This is a genomic window from Nocardiopsis sp. ATB16-24 (assembly GCF_030271535.1).
GTDB lineage: Bacteria > Actinomycetota > Actinomycetes > Streptosporangiales > Streptosporangiaceae > Nocardiopsis.
Map to the genome: position 1 here is coordinate 63,649 of NZ_JASCXJ010000006.1, position 15,814 is coordinate 79,462.

At 69.2% G+C, this 15,814-nt stretch carries 14 protein-coding genes; 5 read left to right on the forward strand and 9 right to left on the reverse strand.

What is annotated here, in order from left to right:
- Window positions 1-34: 34 nt before the first annotated feature.
- From PFX91_RS09135 to PFX91_RS09150, 4 genes are all read right to left on the reverse strand, one after another.
- A complete protein-coding gene (locus PFX91_RS09135) occupies window positions 35-940 on the reverse strand; it encodes a sugar ABC transporter permease (RefSeq protein WP_502888288.1) in 906 nt (301 codons plus the stop codon).
- Window positions 937-2,553 carry an ABC transporter permease subunit gene (locus PFX91_RS09140; protein WP_502888289.1) on the reverse strand — a complete coding sequence of 539 codons (1,617 nt, stop codon included), beginning with the start codon at window positions 2,551-2,553 and terminating at the stop codon, window positions 937-939. Before PFX91_RS09140 ends, PFX91_RS09135 begins: the two co-directional genes overlap by 4 nt.
- Window positions 2,554-2,555: 2 nt before the next feature.
- A complete protein-coding gene (locus tag PFX91_RS09145; RefSeq protein ID WP_285730875.1) occupies window positions 2,556-3,803 on the reverse strand; it encodes a sugar ABC transporter substrate-binding protein in 1,248 nt (415 codons plus the stop codon).
- Between the two features lie 550 nt (window positions 3,804-4,353).
- A complete protein-coding gene (locus PFX91_RS09150) occupies window positions 4,354-5,955 on the reverse strand; it encodes a glycoside hydrolase family 13 protein (protein WP_285730876.1) in 1,602 nt (533 codons plus the stop codon).
- A 97-nt stretch (window positions 5,956-6,052) separates the two neighbouring features.
- On the opposite strand from PFX91_RS09150, the gene PFX91_RS09155 reads away from it, so the two are divergent.
- Both PFX91_RS09155 and hemW read left to right on the forward strand, forming a co-directional pair.
- Complete coding sequence (locus PFX91_RS09155; protein ID WP_285730878.1) at window positions 6,053-7,135, forward strand: LacI family DNA-binding transcriptional regulator; 1,083 nt, start codon at window positions 6,053-6,055, stop codon at window positions 7,133-7,135.
- A 146-nt stretch (window positions 7,136-7,281) separates the two neighbouring features.
- Window positions 7,282-8,514 carry a radical SAM family heme chaperone HemW gene (gene hemW, locus PFX91_RS09160; protein WP_285730879.1) on the forward strand — a complete coding sequence of 411 codons (1,233 nt, stop codon included), beginning with the start codon at window positions 7,282-7,284 and terminating at the stop codon, window positions 8,512-8,514.
- A gap of 79 nt (window positions 8,515-8,593) precedes the next feature.
- On the opposite strand, the gene PFX91_RS09165 is transcribed toward hemW, so the two are convergent.
- The 3 genes from PFX91_RS09165 to PFX91_RS09175 all read right to left on the reverse strand — a co-directional run bounded on the left by PFX91_RS09165 (window position 8,594) and on the right by PFX91_RS09175 (window position 11,350).
- Window positions 8,594-9,259, reverse strand: a complete 666-nt coding sequence (locus tag PFX91_RS09165; RefSeq protein WP_285730880.1) for a DUF4870 domain-containing protein — start codon at window positions 9,257-9,259, stop codon at window positions 8,594-8,596.
- 44 nt (window positions 9,260-9,303) lie between these two features.
- Window positions 9,304-9,633, reverse strand: coding sequence for a DUF4870 domain-containing protein (locus tag PFX91_RS23120; protein ID WP_352231646.1), 330 nt, complete (start codon window positions 9,631-9,633; stop codon window positions 9,304-9,306).
- 877 nt (window positions 9,634-10,510) lie between these two features.
- On the reverse strand, window positions 10,511-11,350 hold the full coding sequence (locus PFX91_RS09175; protein WP_285730882.1) for a DUF3097 domain-containing protein: 840 nt from the start codon (window positions 11,348-11,350) through the stop codon (window positions 10,511-10,513).
- A gap of 178 nt (window positions 11,351-11,528) precedes the next feature.
- Here PFX91_RS09175 and hrcA point away from each other — a divergent pair, with 178 nt between their 5' ends.
- The 3 genes from hrcA to PFX91_RS09190 are packed head-to-tail and all read left to right on the forward strand — an operon-like array spanning window position 11,529 to window position 14,417.
- Window positions 11,529-12,542, forward strand: a complete 1,014-nt coding sequence (gene hrcA, locus PFX91_RS09180) for a heat-inducible transcriptional repressor HrcA (protein ID WP_285730884.1) — start codon at window positions 11,529-11,531, stop codon at window positions 12,540-12,542.
- A gap of 4 nt (window positions 12,543-12,546) precedes the next feature.
- The gene (dnaJ, locus tag PFX91_RS09185; protein ID WP_285730885.1) at window positions 12,547-13,683 is read left to right on the forward strand and encodes a molecular chaperone DnaJ; all 1,137 of its coding nucleotides are present in this window, start codon (window positions 12,547-12,549) and stop codon (window positions 13,681-13,683) included.
- The gene (locus tag PFX91_RS09190) at window positions 13,680-14,417 is read left to right on the forward strand and encodes a 16S rRNA (uracil(1498)-N(3))-methyltransferase (RefSeq protein WP_285730886.1); all 738 of its coding nucleotides are present in this window, start codon (window positions 13,680-13,682) and stop codon (window positions 14,415-14,417) included. Before dnaJ ends, PFX91_RS09190 begins: the two co-directional genes overlap by 4 nt.
- A 47-nt stretch (window positions 14,418-14,464) precedes the next feature.
- Here PFX91_RS09190 and PFX91_RS09195 read toward each other — a convergent pair whose 3' ends face one another.
- Both PFX91_RS09195 and PFX91_RS09200 read right to left on the reverse strand, forming a co-directional pair.
- The gene (locus PFX91_RS09195) at window positions 14,465-15,208 is read right to left on the reverse strand and encodes a hypothetical protein (RefSeq protein ID WP_285730887.1); all 744 of its coding nucleotides are present in this window, start codon (window positions 15,206-15,208) and stop codon (window positions 14,465-14,467) included.
- A complete protein-coding gene (locus tag PFX91_RS09200; RefSeq protein ID WP_285731082.1) occupies window positions 15,205-15,735 on the reverse strand; it encodes a SigE family RNA polymerase sigma factor in 531 nt (176 codons plus the stop codon). The genes PFX91_RS09195 and PFX91_RS09200 overlap by 4 nt, the downstream gene beginning before the upstream one ends.
- Between the last annotated feature and the right edge of the window lie 79 nt (window positions 15,736-15,814).

The window sequence follows — 15,814 nt, forward strand, 5'->3', positions numbered from 1 at the left end:
CAGGGGCGCCCCGACGTTTCGGCCGGGTGATCCCTCAGCCCTTGACCGCTCCGGAGGTCAGGCCCTCGGTGATGTAGCGCTGTAGGAACCAGAACACCGCCAGGGTGGGTAGGGACAGCATCACGGCCCCCACCGCGAACATGCCGAAGTTGGCGTTGCGCTGGGAGGCCACCAGTTGGTACAGACCCAGCCCCAGGGTCTTGGCGTCGGTGTCACGCAGGAACACGCTCGCCATCAGGAACTCGTTGATGGTGGAGATGAACACCAGCAGCCCCACGATGGCCAGTACCGGGGTCACCAGCGGCAGCATGATGCGGAAGAAGACCTGTGCGTGCGAGGCCCCGTCCATCTGGGCGGACTCGTCCAGCTCCTTGGGAACCGTGTCGAAGAAGCCCTTCATCAACCAGGTGTTGATGCTCAACGCACCGCCCAGGTACACCAGCAGCAGCCCCCACCGGGTGTCGAACCCGATCGCGGGGTAGTACTCGCCGATGTTGGAGAACATCAGGTAGATCGCCACGATCGCCAGGAACTGCGGGAACATCTGGATCACCAGCAGCCCGATCAGTCCCACCCTGCGGCCCTTGAACCGCATCCTGCTGAAGGCGTACGCCGCCAACGCCGAGAGCAGCACCGTGACCGTGGCGTTGCTCAGGGCGAAGAACAGCGAGTTGCCGTACCACGTGGTGAACGGGGTGTTCTCGAACAGCTCCACGGCGTTGTCCAGGCTGGCGCCGGTCGGCCACAGCTGCGCGCTGGACAGCGTGCCCAACGGGTTGAGCGCCGCGGAGACCACGAACAGCACCGGGAAGATCGCGAACGCCACGACCAGCCACATCACCGCGTGGCGCCAGCCGAGCCTTCTCGACCACAGGGCGAACCGTGCCGCGCCGCCGAGCCGGTGGGGTCCGCGCACCGGCGCCGAAGCGTCCATCGTCATCGGTCCACCTCCTGGAGTGCCTTGCTACGGCTCAGGCTGACCACGGAGATCACCGAGACGATCAGGAAGATCATCACCGACAGCGCCGCCGCGTACCCGTACTGGGCGGTGGCCTCGTTGAAGGCGAGCCGGTAGGTGTAGGTGATGAGCAGGTCCGTGGCTCCGGCCGTCGGGTTCTCCGGGGAGAAGGGGCCGCCCCGGCTGATCAGCCACACCGCGTTGAAGTTGTTGAAGTTGAACGCGAAGGTCGCGATGAGGATCGGTGTCATCGCCACCATCAGCAGTGGCAGGGTGACGTGTCGGAACGCCTGCCAGGGGCCCGCGCCGTCGATCTGCGCGGCCTGGCCCAGTTCGCGTGGGATGGCCTGTAGCGCGCCCGTGGCCACCAGGAACATGTACGGGTAGCCCAGCCACACGTTGGCCAGGATGACGGCCGTGCGCGCGCTCCACGCGTCCCCCAGCCAGTCGACCTGGAGACCGAGCATGCGGTTGAACAGACCGAAGTCGGTGTTGAACATGTCCCGCCACAGCAGGTACATGGCCAGCGAACTCATGGCGTAGGGCAGGACCACCAGGATCCGGTAGAACGTCTTGCCCCGCAGCCTCGGCACGTGCAGCGTCAGCGCCACCGCCAGCCCCACCACGAACACCAGGAAGGTGACGGAGGCCGCGAAGGCGATGTTCCACAGCAGGATGGAGAAGAACGAGGAGGCGAAGGTCGGGTTGAGCAGGAAACGGCCGAAGTTGTCCAGGCCCACACCGACCTGCCAGCCCTGGGCCAGCCTTTGCCCCTCCTCGCTGTAGAAGGCGCCGCGCTCGTCGTCGGCGTGGTAGACCACGCCCGACTCGGTGTCGGTGACGCAGTCGCAGTCCTCGTCGTACACACGGGTCGCGCTGCCCTCGAAGGCGCTGGACAGGCCGCTGGAGCGGATGCCCGCACCGCTGTCGGTGGGCACCGCGAACTCCTGGAGTTCGTCGCTACGGGCGTTGACCTCGGTGGGGGTCAGGATCGTGTACCCGAACGCCTCGGTGACCTTGCCCGAGGAGGGGTCGATCTCGGCACGGGGCAGGTCGTGCAGACCCTCGTCGGTGCCCACGTGGGCGTTGCCCCGGCCGTCGGTGAGGAGGAAGGCCAACTCCCCGGTGGCGGGGTCGCCGGTGGTGGCGACGGTGAGCACGTACTCGGGGGAGTCGGGGTCCCGGGTGACGGAGAAGGCCTCGATGGCCGCGATGGCCTGTTCCTTGTCGCCTCGGTGGCCGTCGCTGAGGTTGGTCACCGAGGTGCTCATCGTGTAGAGCACCGGCAGGATCTGGAAGGCCGTCAGGAACAGCACGCCGGGGAGCAGGTACTTGGCGGGGACCGTGCGCCCGGACAGGTAGACCCAGTAGACCAGGGCCACCACGGCCACGACCAGGCCGATGCCCCACCAGTTGCCCGCGACGTACAGGGGAAGGACCGCCCACACGCCCAAAGCGGTGAACAGGCCCAGCAGCGCGATCTTGAGCAGTCGTCCACCGATCGACCCGTCGCCCGTGAAGCGGCCGCCGGGGAGGGGAGGACGGGCGGGCGCCCCCTTTCGGGGGGCGCCCGCGCTGTCGGTGTCGACGGTCACCACTATCCGCCGATCTGCTCGGCGATCGTGTTGTGGGCCGCCTCCATGGCCTCACGGACGTCCTCGCCGGCCAGGGCCTGGGCCTGGGCCTGACCCAGCGGCTCCCAGGTCTCGCCCATCTCGGGGATGGAGGGCATCGGCATGCCGTCGGCGCCGGCCTCGGCGATGGCGGCGATGTTGGGGTCGTCGGCCGAGACGCTCTCCAGGGCCTCGGTCTGCACCGGGGTGCGCGGGTCGGCCTCGTAGAGGCTGAGGATGAAGTCGGGGTCGGTGACGTAGTTGGTCACGAACTCCTGGGCCAGGGCGCTGTTGGAACTGCCCTCGGTGACGAAGAAGGCGTGGTAGCCGATGTAGGGGCTGGCCGGCCCGCCCTCCTCGAAGCCGGGGATGGGGCTGATCCCGTAGTCGACCCCCGACTCGTTGGCGTCACCGATGTTCCACGGACCCGCGATGAAGAACGGGGCGTCCTCCTCGTAGAACAGCACGGCGTCGTTCTCGGTGTCGATGGAACGGCGCAGCACGCCCTCGCCGGCCTCGCCGTACTCGGCGATCTTCTCCATGGCGGCGATGGACTCGTCCGAACCCACACCCAGGTCGGAGGGGTCCCAGGTGCCGGTGTCGTCCTGCCCGAAGAGGTAGCCGCCCGCGGAGGTGAACAGGGCGTTCATCCGGAAGGGTTCGCCCTCCTGGCCCACGGCCATGGCCAGGACCTCGCTGGTCTCGCCCTCCTCCTTGAGTTCGGTGCCGATCTCGACCAGTTCCTCGAAGGTCTCGGGGGCGTCGGGCACCAGTTCGGTGTTGCGCATGAGGAAGATGTTCTCCTGCGAGTACGGCACACCGAAGAGCCGGCCATCGAAGGAGAGTGCCTCCAGGGCGGTCTCCTCCACGCCCGCGGCGCGGTCCTCGGGCAGCTCGACGGGCTGTACGGCGCCGTTGCGCACCAGGTTGCCGGTCCAGTCGTGGGCACCGATGAAGACGTCCGGAGCGTTGCCGGCCTGGTGGGCGTTGAGCAGGTCGCCCTGGATGTCGTCGAAGGCCAGGCCCTGGACGTCGACCGTGATGCCGTTGGCCTCGGCGAACTCTTCGGCGGCGCCCTGGATGGCGTCGGCGCGCTCGGGGTCGGACCAGATGACGAGGGTGTCCTCGGCCGCGGTCTCACCGCCCTCGTCGCCGCCACCGCCGCCGCACGCGGTCGCCATCAGGACGATCGCGGCGATACCCGTGGCCGCTGGTGCGCTGCGGAATCTCATGGTGTCTTCCTTCCGGGAGGCCGTACTTGAGGAGGCCGCGCATGCGTTTCGTCGGTGGCCCCGGTTCCGGCTGGAGCATGCGTGGTGATGCGACGCTAGCAATAACTTGCAGTCTTTGAAAGAGTTTGCGAACTTCTGGCGTAAAGATGTGGAAACACCACGGAAACAGGTGCGTGACATTACGCGCGTGGTGACAGGGCCGCTACCAAAGGTCGATCATAGGTGTGATGAACAGGCGTTCGGTCACACCACGGGACCACCGGTGACGTGACTACTCGAACTCGGCCCCGATCCGTTCCTCGGCCGTGGCCGGTTCCTCCGCCGGATCCGCCCCGCCGATGATGTTCGCACCGGCCTGCCCGAAAAGGAGCAGGGCCCCGCAGGAGAGGGCGGGCAGGGCGAGGGGGAACCTCGAAACGGGCCTTCCGAGGGATGCGGCGATGGACGGGAGGAGAGCGTCGCCGTGGGGATGGTGGAGAGGAGACGGCAGGGGCGGGAAAGGAGCGAGGAGGGCGGTGTCGGGCCGTGGCCCGACACCGCCCCGCGGGCGTCAGCCGCGCAGCCACACCGCCGTGTCGGCGGGCAGCGTCAAAGAACCCTCACGCGGTGCGTCGACCGGGGCACTGGACACGAGCACCTCGCCGGAGGCGGTGAGCTCCACGGCCTCGCCGGTGAGGTTGACCGCCACTCGCACGTTCGGTTCGCGCTCGAAGTACAGCACGCCCGAGGGCGAGTCCAGCCAGGTCATGGACCCGTCACCGAGCGCCTCCAGCTTCCGGCGCAGGTGCAGGGCCTCGGTGTACAGCTCCAGGGTCGAACCCTCCACCCCCCGCTGGGAGGCACGCGACAGGGCGCCCCACCCCTCGGGCATCGGCAGCCAGGGAACACTGCCCTCGGGGCCGAACCCGTACGGAGAGACGTCGCCCTCCCACGGCAGCGGCACCCGGCAGCCGTCCCGACCACGCTCGGTGTGCCCCGAGCGCTTCCAGGTCGGATCCTGGAGAGCCTCTTCGGGCAGGTCGGTGACCTCGGGCAGCCCCAGCTCCTCACCCTGGTACAGGTACACGGACCCGGGCAGGCCCAGCATCAGCAGCGTCGCCGCGCGTGCCCGACGCAGTCCTCGTTCCCCTCCGCCGAAGCGGGTCACGTGGCGGGTCACGTCATGGTTGGACAGCACCCACGTCGTGGTCGCCCCCACCGCGCCGTTGGCGGCCAAGGAGCGGTCGATGACCCCGCGCAGCCGGTCGGCGTCCCACGGCGCGGTCAGGTACTCGAAGTTGAAGGCCTGGTGCAGCTCGTCCGGACGCACGTAGCGGGCGATACGGTCGACGTCCTCCACCCAGGCCTCGGCCACCAGGGCACGGTCGCCCGGGTACTCGGCGGCGATGCGCGACCACCGGCGGTAGATCTCGTGCACGCCCTCCTGGTCGAAGTAGGGCAGCGTGGTGCTGCCGTCGAGCATGTCGGCCTTGGCGTTCTCGGCGACGTCGGGCAGCGCCGGGTCCTTGACCAGGCCGTGCGCCACGTCGATGCGGAACCCGTCCACCCCCCGGTCCAGCCAGAAGCGCAGGACGTCCTCGAACTCGTCGTGCACCTCCTGGTTGGTCCAGTCGAAGTCGGGCTGCTCGGAGTCGAACAGGTGCAGGTACCACTGCTCGGGGGTGCCGTCGGGCCGCTTGAGGCGGGTCCACGCGGCGCCGCCGAAGACCGACTTCCAGTTGTTGGGCGGCTCCTCCCCGTCGGGACCGCGACCGTCCCGGAAGACGTACCGCGACCGGGCGGGATCGCCCGGTTCCGCGGCCACGGCCTCGCGGAACCAACGGTGGGCCGAGGAGGAGTGGTTGGGCACCACGTCGATGATGACGCGGATGCCCCTCTTGTGGGCGTCGGCCAGGAGGGCGTCGAAGTCCTCCAAGGTGCCGAAGCGCGGGTCGACGTCACGGTAGTCGGCGACGTCGTATCCGCCGTCGGCCAGGGGAGAGACGTAGAACGGTGTCAACCAGATCGCGTCCACGCCGAGCTCGGCCAGGTGCGGCAGGCGTTCACGGATGCCGGCGAGATCGCCCTCCCCGTCACCGTTGGAGTCGGCGAAGCTGCGGACATAGATCTGGTAGATCGCCGCGTCGCGCCACCACTGCGATTGGGGCTCCATATAGCGGGGTCCTTCCCTGTGGATTACTGCAAGTTCTTGCGCAAGATTACCTTCAACTTTCGGCCATGTGACGGTGATCTCGACTAGAGTTGCGCCCATGGGTCCACGACTTGCCGACATCGCGCGGCACGCAGGCGTCAGCGAGGCGACCGTCTCGCGGGTGCTCAACGACAAGCCGGGCGTCGGCAGCGACACCCGCAAGGCCGTTCTGACAGCCCTGGACGTCCTCGGTTACGAACGCCCCGCCCGGTTGCGGCAACGCTCGGCCGGGCTGGTGGGCATGGTCATCCCCGAACTGGAGAACCCGGTCTTCCCGATGTTCGCCCAGGCGGCCGAGGGAGCCCTCGCCCAGCGCGGGTACACGCCCGTCCTGTGTACCCAGACCCCCGGCGGGATAACAGAGGACGAGTACGTCGAACTGCTCCTGGAGCGCAACGTGTCGGGGATCCTCTTCGTCTCCGGCCGCCACGCCGACACCACGGCCTCCCATGAGCGCTACCACGCCCTGGTCTCGCGCAGACTGCCGATCGTTCTGGTCAACGGATACACCGACGCCATCCCGGCCGCGTTCATCTCCTGTGACGACCGTGAGGCGGGGAGGCTGGCCGTCAACCATCTGGTCGCCCTGGGCCACACCCGCATCGGTTTCACCAGCGGACCCGACCGCTACGTCCCCGTCCGCCGTAAGTTGGAGGGCTACCACCAGGCCCTGGCCGCACACGGGCTGGACGGCGACGACCTGGTCGAGTTGTCGTTGTTCGGAGTGGAGGGCGGCCACGCGGCGGCCTCCAGACTGGTCGAGCGCGGAGTGACCGCCATGGTCTGCGGCTCGGACATGATGGCCCTGGGAGCCATCCGGGCCGCCCGCCAGCGCGGTCTGAGCGTCCCCCGGGACTTCTCGGTCGTGGGGTTCGACGACTCCCAACTCATCGCCTTCACCGACCCGCCGCTGACCACCGTCCGTCAACCGATCAACGCCATGGCGCTGGCCGCGGTGCGGGCACTGTGCGACGAGATCGCCGGGCACCCCGTCTCCCACACCGAGTACATTTTCGACCCCGAACTGGTCGTGCGCGGCTCCACGGCCACCGCCCCCGCCCGGAACGCCCCCGTGCCGCTGCCCCAGCGGGCCGTCGACACCGTCCAACCGGACGGCCGCGTGAGTCACCCCCGGGTCTGATCCCCCACGGCTCCCGGGGCATACCAGAAGGCGTGTCCGCCCGCCTCCACGACCTCGACGTCGAACCGGGCCGCGTGAACGGCGGTTTCCACGCCCGGACACCGCACGCGTCACGGACACTCCGTACCGTCGGCGACACTGGAGACATGCCTTCCGTTGCCCTCGACGGCGATCCCGTACCGCGCACAGGGGAACTGCCCGAAAGCTCCCTGGCCGAACTCGGCGACCGGCCCCTCGGGTTCTACGTGCACGTGCCCTTCTGCGTCACACGCTGCGGCTACTGCGACTTCAACACCTACACGGCAGAGGAGTTGGTCTCGCGTGACGGCACCGCCACCGCCTCACGCGAGACCTACGCCGACCAGGCCATCGCCGAGGTGGAACTGGCCGACCGGGTCCTGAGCGGGCGCCGCCCACCGGTGAGCACCGTGTTCGTCGGCGGGGGGACGCCCACCCTTCTGCCCGCCGAGGACCTGGGCAGGATCATCACCGCCATCCGGGATCGTTTCGGGACGACCCCCGACGCCGAGCTGACCACCGAGGCCAACCCCGAGACCGTCACCCCCGACTACCTGGCACGGTTGCGCGAGGCCGGGTTCACCCGCCTCTCCTTCGGCATGCAGAGCGCCCGACCGCACGTGCTCAAGGTGCTCGAACGCGGACACACGCCGGGTCGCCCCGAACGGTGTGTGCGGTGGGCACGGGAAGCGGGGTTCGCGCACGTCAACCTCGATCTGATCTACGGCACCCCCGGCGAGAGCGACGAGGACTGGCGCGCCTCGCTGGAGGCCGCGGTCGGAGCCGGGCCCGACCACGTCTCCGCCTACTCGCTCATCGTCGAGGAGGGCACCCGCCTGGCCGCCCGGGTCCGCAGGGGCGAGCTCACCGAGCCCGACGACGACACCATGGCCGATCGCTATCTCATGGCCGACGAGATCCTCTCCGCGGCCGGGTTCACCGCCTACGAGGTGTCCAACTGGGCGCGTACCCCCGAGGGGCGCAGCGCCCACAACCTGCTCTACTGGACCGGGGGTCACTGGTGGGGTGTGGGGCCCGGAGCGCACAGTCACGTCGGCGGCACCCGCTGGTGGAACGTCAAGCATCCGGCCGCCTACGCCGCCCGCCTCGCGGCGGGGGACAGCCCCGGACTGGCCCGCGAGGTGCTCACCGAGCAGGAGCGTCGATTCGAACGGATCCTGTTGGAACTTCGGGTGGAACGGGGATGCCCGCTGGACCTGCTGGAGCCGCATGGCCGGGTCGCGGCCGAGCGGGCCGTGATGGAGGGGCTGCTGGAGGCCGAGGCCCACGCGGCGGGCCGGGCGGTCCTGACCCGGCACGGTCGACTGCTCGCCGACGCCGTGGCGCGTGATCTCACCTGAGGGCTTTCGAGGTCTTCCGTCCGAACACGACTCGGCCCCGGGCCTGGAGACCCGGGGCCGGACCGTCCTGCTCACGGACCTAACTGATCCAGCTGACGTTGAACGGGTAGCGGTACAGCTCGCCCCGGTTGGCGGCCGTACCGCCCAGGATGCCGAAGACGATCGAGACGACGACGAGGGCGACCCAGGTCAGCGCGCCGATGAGGACGAAGGTCAGGACCCAGGAGATCATGTAGCCGATCAGGATCAGCAGCTGGAAGTTCAGCGCCTGTGCCGCCTGGTCACGGACGAACGGAGACTCGTCCTTCTTGATCAGGTAGATGATCAAAGGGACGAGGAAGCCGAGGAGACCACCGCCCAGGTGGGCGAACAGACCCATCTGGCGCTCGTCCGGGTTGGGCTGCCCGGTGGTGGCCGAGGAGGGGCCGCCGTAGGCGCCGGGGTGGCCGTAGCCGCCCTGCTGGTAGCCGGCCGCCTGGTAGCCACCGGTCTGGTCGTGGTACCCGGGAGGGGGCGGGTAGCCGCCGGGCTGCTGACCGTGTTGGCCGGGCGGGGGCGGATAGCCGCCCTGCTGGTAGCCGGGCTGGCCGGGCGGAGGCGGGTAGCCGCCGGGCTGCTGACCGGGTTGGCCGGGCGGGGGCGGATAGCCGCCGGGCTGGTAGCCGGGCTGGCCGCCGGAGCCCTCCTGGCCCGGCTGGGGGCCCTGACCGTAGGGGTCTTCTGATGGATTACCGGGATAGGACATGGCGTGTTCCTTATGTGGGGGTGGGCCGGGGACGTACTGGAGCACTACTTCAGCAGCCGGATGCTCACCGGGTAGCGGTACCACGTCCCCTTGTTCGCACTGTTGGCGCCCAGGACGCCGAACACGATGGAGACGATCCAGATCAGGGCGATCAGGAGGGAACCGATCCAGGACAGTTCTGGGAAGAAGATGCCCAGTCCGATGAAGACTACCCAGGCGAAAAGGTACGGAATGAGCAGGGTGATCTGGAAGTTCGCCGCCTCCGACGCGTGGTGGCGCACGAACGGCGACTGGTTGCGCTTGGCGAAGTAGATGGCCAACGGGGGGATCCAGCCCAGGCAGGCGATCACGAAACCGGACAGGTGGGCGAGCATGGCCACCAGCGTGCCGTTGTCCCCGACCTGCTGGGGCGGGCCGTAGGCGTCCGGCTGTCCGTAGGCGCCCGGAGCACCGGGGTGAGGAGGCTGCTGTCCGTACGCGGCCTGTTGCGGCTGTTCGAATCCGGGCTGCGGCGGCTGAGGCTGCCCATAGGCCTGCTGTTGGCCGTAAGGGGGCTGCTGTCCGTACGCGGCCTGCTGTGGCTGTTCGAATCCGGGCTGCGGCTGTCCGTAGGCCTGCTGCCCGCCGTACCCGGGCCGGGGGGCGTAGGGCGGCGGGCCCTGCTCGGGGGCGTACCCCGGTTGGGCGCCGGAGGGCTGCCCGTGACCCGGCTGTTGGGGGGCATCGCCGGGAGGAGCGAAATGGGGTCGGCCGTGCTCCGGCTGCGGGGGACGCGCGTGGTCGGGCCGTTGCCCCTGATCCTGCGCGGACACGGGATGGGCCCCTGAGGGAGGAGCGTGCTCCTGCCACCCCTGGGTCTGAGCGTCGTGTCCCGGCTGTGGAGCGTACGGCGACCGGTCGTGTTCGGGAGCATACGGTGACGGAGCCTCCTGGCCGTAGGCCGGCTGACCACCCGACTGCCGCCCTCCCCGCGGGTCGTGGTCGGGTTGTGGGGGCCGTTGCCCGTGCTCCTGCCCCTCGCTCTGCCCGCCGTCGGGCTGTCGCCCCTGGTGGGGGTCCTCCGGGGACGGGGGATTCGTCGGGGTCTCGCTCATGCTCTTCCTTGGCTCCGCTGATGGGGGCGGTTCTCGTACTACCGGGCCGTACCGACGACCGCGCAGGGCCGGAGGCGGGTCCGCGGTGACGACGGCGTCGACACCGCGTGCTGGACCAGATCCTAGGTCCTACCGCATAGGACGTACGCGGTGCGGCTCAGGATCCGTCCGGATGCGGACCCGTGACGAAATCGATCAGTTCCTCCACCCTGCCGAGCAGGGCCGGTTCCAGATCAGCATAGGTACGGACCGAACCGAGGATCCTGCGCCATGCCTCACCGGTCCGCATCCGCCATCCCAACGCACGCACGACCCCTTCCTTCCAGGGGACGCCGTGAGGTACGTCGGGCCATTCCCGGATGCCCACGGCGCGTGGGCGTACCGCCTGCCACACGTCCACATAGGGGTGGCCGACCACCAGCACATGATCACCGCGCACCCGTCCGGCGATCCGTGACTCCTTGGAGCCCGGGACCAGGTGGTCCACCAGGACTCCCAACCTGCGGCCGGGGCCGGGGGAGAAGTCCGCCACGAGGGAGGGAAGGTCGTCGATTCCCTCCAGGAACTCGACCGCCACGCCCTCCACGCGCAGATCGTGGCCCCAGACCTTCTCCACCAGCTCGGCGTCGTGGGCGCCCTCCACGTAGATCCGGCTCTCCCTGGCGACGCGGGCGCGTGCGTCGGGCACCGCCACCGACCCCGAGGCGCTGCGCGGCGCCCCCCGCGGTCCGAGGACGGGACGGACCAGGGTGGCCGGTTCCCCCTCGACCAGGAACGCGGCCGGGCCGAGGTCGAACACCCGGCGCCGACCGTGTCGGTCCTCCAGTGTCACGGTCGCCTTGTCCCAGCTCACCACGGCCCCGCAGAAGGTCTCTTCGGCGTCCTCCACGACCAGGTCCCGGGTCAAGGGCACCTCGCGTACCGCGCCCTTCCTCGGTAGTCGTCGGCCTCCGGCCAGCACATCATGGCCATAACGGTCGGTTCCCTTGCTTGCCACGGTCGTGCAGTCTACTGGTGGAGGGGCCGGCGGACCCGGTGGTGGAGGCGTGCGCCGTGGGGTCCGATCGGGAAGGAAGGGACCGGTCGGAGGAGTTACCACCCACGGGGAGCCGTCAGGGTTTGCGGCCGGGCGTAGAATTAGCACTGAGAACCATGGAGTGCCAGGAGGTGACGACTTGCTGGATGAGCGCAAGCTCGCGGTCCTGCGTGCCGTCGTCGAGGACTTCGTCAACACCAATGAACCCGTGGGTTCCAAGGCCCTGGCGGACCGGCACAAGCTCGGCGTCTCCCCGGCGACCATTCGCAACGACATGGTCGCGTTGGAGGAGGACGGATACATCACCCAGCCGCACACCAGTGCGGGACGGGTGCCCACGGACAAGGGGTACCGGCTCTTCGTCGACAGGCTCTCCTCGGTCAAGCCCCTCTCCGCGGCGGAGCGCCGTGCGATCGAGTCCTTCCTCACCGGGGCCGTCGACCTCGACGAGATCGTCGCCCGTACGGTGCGGCTCCTCTCACAGCTCACCCGCCAGGTCGCGATCGTCCAGTACCCCTCGCTGACCCGCTCGTCGGTCCAGCACGTGGAGCTGGTCCCCCTCGGCGGCCAACGGATCATGATGGTCGTGATCACCAACACGGGCCGCGTGGAGCAACGCGTCATCGACGGTCTGGGAGAGGTCGAGGAGACCGCCGTCAACGACCTGCGCGGCATGCTCAATCGCGCCATCGGCGGGCTCCACCTCGGTGACGTACCCGAGGCGGTGGAGGACCTGCCCTCCCAGGTGCCGACGGAGGATCGCCAGATGGCGACGTCGGTGCTCTCCGTCCTCCTGGAGAGCCTCGTCGAACGGCACGAGGAGAAGATCGTCCTCGCGGGGACCGCCAACCTCGCCGCCGTGGACTTCGCCGCCAGCCTTCGAGACGTCCTGGAGGCCCTGGAAGAGAACATGGTCCTCATCCGTTTGTTGGGAGAGGCGAAGGACCCGTCGATGCTCACGGTGCGCATCGGCGCGGAGAACTTCCACGAGGGTCTGCGGTCCACTTCCGTGGTCTCGGCCGACTACGGTGTGGGAAACCAGTCGCTGGCCAAGATCGGAGTGGTGGGACCCACCCGCATGGACTACCCAGGGACAATGGGAGCGGTACGCGCCGTTGCTCGGTACATCGGACAGATTTTGGCAGGACAGTAACTCAGTGGCCAGAGACTATTACCAGGTTCTCGGGGTGCGTCGGGACGCGTCCAAGGACGAGATCAAGAAGGCCTACCGGAGGCTCGCGCGCGAGTTGCATCCGGACATCAACCCCGATCCCGCCACCCAGGAACGCTTCAAAGAGGTGACCCAGGCCTACGAGGTCCTCTCCGACGAGAACAAGCGTCGGATGTTCGACATGGGTCAGGATCCCTACGCCCCCGGAGGCGGCGCGGGCGGCTTCGGCGGCGCGGGCGGCTTCGCCTTCGACGACATCATGAACGCCTTCTTCGGCGGCGGCCACCCCGGCGGACGCGGTCCTCGCGAACGGGTCCGTCGCGGTCGCAGCATCAAGATCCGGGTCGAGCTGGACCTGGTGGAGACCGCCTTCGGGGTCAGCAAGGAGATCACCTTCCCCACCGCCATCCTGTGCGAGACCTGCCAGGGGGAGGGGACGGCGGCGGGTTCGCACCGCACCACCTGCGAGATGTGCCACGGCCAGGGGGAGGTCTCCCAGGTCACCCGTTCCTTCCTCGGTCAGGTCATGACCTCCCGACCCTGTCCGCAGTGCTCGGGTCAGGGAACGGTCATCACCAACCCCTGTGGTGACTGCGCGGGCGAGGGCCGGGTACGCGAGAAGGTCACCCGGACCGTCAAGATCCCCGCGGGTGTGGACGACGGTACCCGTATCCAGCTCGCGGGCGAGGGTGAGGTCGGCCCCAACGGCGGACCTCGCGGCGACATCATCCTGGAGATCATCCAGCGCCCGCATCCCACCTTCGAGCGCCGCGGCGACGATCTGCACTGCACGGTGACCGTTCCCATGACGGCCGCGGCCTTGGGAGCCTCCTTCGCCTTCGACACCCTCGACGGCACCGAGAACATCGACCTGCGGCCGGGGACCAACTCCGGTCACGTCATCACCCTTCCGAACAAGGGGGTCACCCACCTGGACGGTGGGGGACGGGGCGACCTGCGCATCCGCGTCGACGTGGAGACCCCGAGCAGGCTGGACGAGGAGCAGGAGGCGCTACTGCGCAAGTTCGCCGAACTGCGTGGTGAGGATCAGAGCCCGGGCCGGTTCAGTCCCGGACACGGCGGCTTCTTCTCCAAGATCCGCGACGCCTTCGGCTCCAAGTGACGCCCCCCGTCTTCCTGGTCGAGACCGACGACCTCACGGCCGACCGGGTGACGGTGGGCGGTGGTGAGGGCCGTCACGCCGCGGTGGTGCGGCGGATCCGAGAGGGCGAGACCATCGATCTCTCCGACGGCCGGGGGCTGCGTGCCCGCTGTACGGTGACCGCCGTGGCCAAGGACCACATCGTCTGCACGGTGGTGGAACGACGCAGGGAACCGCGGCCCCGTCCGCGCCTGACCGTGGTCCAGGCACTGCCCAAGGGGGACCGGGGCGAACTGGCGGTGGAGATGATGACCGAGGCCGGAGTGGACGTCATCGTGCCCTGGGCCGCGGAACGCTGTGTCACCCGATGGAAGGGCGAACGGGCGGCGAAATCCCTCGCCAAGTGGCGTGCGACCGCCCGAGAGGCGGCCAAACAGGCCCGGCGCTCCTGGCTTCCCGAAGTCACCGACCTGGCCGACCGCTCCTCGGTGGTCGCACTGCTGGCCGGCGCCGACCTGGGAGTCGTGCTGCACGAGGACTCCGAGGCTCGTCTCGGCGCCATGGAGCCGCCCTCCGGAAACGGTCAGGAGGTCGTGGTGGTGGTCGGGCCCGAGGGTGGGTTCTCCGACGCCGAGCTGGAGGCGTTCACCGAGACGGGTGCGGTCCGCGCGCTGTTGGGGCCGAACGTACTGCGCACCTCCACCGCCGGGGTGGCCGCACTGTCGGTGCTCCAGGTCGGTACCGGCCGCTGGTAGAGTTCCGCGTTCCCCTCCCGCTTGCGAAGGCGGGAGGGGAACGCGGTTCAGTTCTCGGCGCTCGCTCGGCCGTTGGTCTCGCCGCCGCCGGAGCCGCCACCGGCGGCCTCCTCCCCGCCGCCGGGGACGCCGTCGCCGTCGTCGTTCCCGTTGTCACCGGAGCCGCCGCCATCGCCTCCGCCGTCACCGGGGGCGGCGTCGTCCCCGCCACCGTCACCGCCGGGGGCGCTGCTGGGATCGTCGGTGGGCTCGCAGTCCTCCTTGGCCGATCCCTCCTTGCGCTCCTCTTCGTTGGTCGCCGTGGCGGAGGGTTCCTCCCGGGGCGATGGACACTCCGTGACGGTGTCGTCTCCCTCCTTGGAGGGGGAGTCCTCCTCCTCGTCCTCCGAGGAGGGCGAGGCCGCCGGGTCCTGCGGCTGGGACTGCTCGGGCCGGACACCTCCGGCCTCGGCGTCGCCGGAGGGACCGGAGGAGATCACACCGCCGTCCTGGTCTTGTTCGGGGGGTGTGCCCGCGCGGTCGGCCCCCGCCGGCACGATCTCCAGGACCTGGTCACGGACCTGGGGGCTGGAGATGACCACGGAAGCGGCGATCAGGGCGGCTCCCGCCACCGCCAACGTGGGACGTAGCCAGGGCAGGCCGAACCAGAACGATCCGCGGCTGTTCTCGGTACGCTCACGGATCAGGTTCAGTGCCTCGGGCGAGGTCGTGACCGTGTCGGCCTCGGCCTTGAGCAGCTGACGAAGCTGCTCCTCGAACGGGTCGTTCGTCGGGTTCGTCGGGGTGGTCATGTCGTCTGCTCCAGAACAGAGCGGAGCGCGGAGATGCCACGGGACGTGTGGCTCTTCACGGCGCCCCGGCTGATCCCCATGGCATCCGCGATCTGTGCCTCGGACAGGTCGCCGTAGTACCGGAGCACAATGGCCTCTCGTTGGCGGGTGGGTAGTTTGCGCAGAGCGCGAATGACTGCTTCGCGCTCCAACAGGTTCAGTGCGCCGTGTTCGGCGCTGGGGGCGTCGGGCAGGGCCTTGGGTGCGTGCTTCTCCACGACCGCCCTGTGGCGAAGTACGGACCTGGCCTTGTTCACCACGGCCTGCCGGAGGTAGGACAGGGCCTTGTTCGGATCGCGTAGGCGGCGCCAGGCGCCGTGCATGGCGACGAACGAGTCCTGGACGACCTCTTCGGCGGTCGCGTGGTCGCGGACGAGCAGTGCGGCGAGCCGAACGAGTGGACGGTAGTGCTCCCGATAGAGCTCCGTCACGGCGTGGTCGGCGTCCCATCCCACCGAGAGCGGGGCCGTGGTGGCTCCGGCCACCATGGTTTCTGTCGTCACATCAGTTCGACGCACACCCTTGTCGCGGGGTTTACGAAAGGGCATACCTCTTCTTTTCCGGGTA

What these genes read in the sequence shown, in the direction of transcription:
- PFX91_RS09135 (WP_502888288.1), bottom strand. Translation starts at nt 940, where the DNA reads ATGACGATGGACGCTTCGGCGCCGGTGCGCGGACCCCACCGGCTCGGC.
- PFX91_RS09145 (WP_285730875.1), bottom strand. Translation starts at nt 3,803, where the DNA reads ATGAGATTCCGCAGCGCACCAGCGGCCACGGGTATCGCCGCGATCGTC.
- PFX91_RS09150 (WP_285730876.1), bottom strand. Translation starts at nt 5,955, where the DNA reads ATGGAGCCCCAATCGCAGTGGTGGCGCGACGCGGCGATCTACCAGATC.
- PFX91_RS09155 (WP_285730878.1), top strand. Translation starts at nt 6,053, where the DNA reads ATGGGTCCACGACTTGCCGACATCGCGCGGCACGCAGGCGTCAGCGAG.
- hemW (WP_285730879.1), top strand. Translation starts at nt 7,282, where the DNA reads ATGCCTTCCGTTGCCCTCGACGGCGATCCCGTACCGCGCACAGGGGAA.
- PFX91_RS09165 (WP_285730880.1), bottom strand. Translation starts at nt 9,259, where the DNA reads ATGTCCTATCCCGGTAATCCATCAGAAGACCCCTACGGTCAGGGCCCC.
- PFX91_RS23120 (WP_352231646.1), bottom strand. Translation starts at nt 9,633, where the DNA reads ATGCTCGCCCACCTGTCCGGTTTCGTGATCGCCTGCCTGGGCTGGATC.
- PFX91_RS09195 (WP_285730887.1), bottom strand. Translation starts at nt 15,208, where the DNA reads ATGACCACCCCGACGAACCCGACGAACGACCCGTTCGAGGAGCAGCTT.
- PFX91_RS09200 (WP_285731082.1), bottom strand. Translation starts at nt 15,735, where the DNA reads ATGGTGGCCGGAGCCACCACGGCCCCGCTCTCGGTGGGATGGGACGCC.